We start from the raw sequence: 503 nt of genomic DNA on the forward strand, positions 1-503 counted from the left end.
GACGATCGAGGACCTGTCCGGTTTCCACGACGAGTACCGTGAGGCGCTGGAGGACATCATCGCCGCGAAGGCGGAGGGCACGCCCGTTCCCACACCGGCCGAGGACGGGAAGCGGGAGAAGGGCGAGGTCGTGGACCTGATGGCCGCCCTAAATGCGTCCGTCAAGGCCGCGAAAAAAACCCGCGGCGAGGATGGCAAGGACGCCACTGTGCACGAGATGCGGCCGTCGAAGAAGACCGCCCGGAAACCACCCGCGAAGAAGGCGGTTGCATCGAAGAAGTCCACGGAGCCCAAGAAGCCGACGAAGAAGCCGGCCGCGAAGAAGCGCAGTGCCTCCTGACCCTCCTCCTGCTGCTGCGGGTGCCGCCCTTCCGAGGATCGAACCGATGCTCGCAACACCCGGCCCCCTGCCATCCGCGGCTGTGGAGGATCGATGGGCGTTCGAGGTGAAGCAGGACGGCCAGCGGGCCATGGTCTACCTGCCGGGCGACGGCACGATCCTC

The 503-nt window shown here is 66.8% G+C and carries 2 pseudogenes; both read left to right on the forward strand.

The window, feature by feature from the left end:
- Positions 1-340 (forward strand): annotated as a pseudogene (locus V9U70_RS00095) (non-homologous end joining protein Ku); the annotation flags it as partial.
- A 46-nt stretch (positions 341-386) separates the two neighbouring features.
- Positions 387-503 (forward strand): annotated as a pseudogene (locus V9U70_RS00100) (ATP-dependent DNA ligase); the annotation flags it as partial.

It is taken from the genome of Streptomyces pratensis (assembly GCF_037137275.1).
In the GTDB taxonomy this organism is placed as follows: Bacteria; Actinomycetota; Actinomycetes; order Streptomycetales; family Streptomycetaceae; genus Streptomyces; species Streptomyces pratensis_B.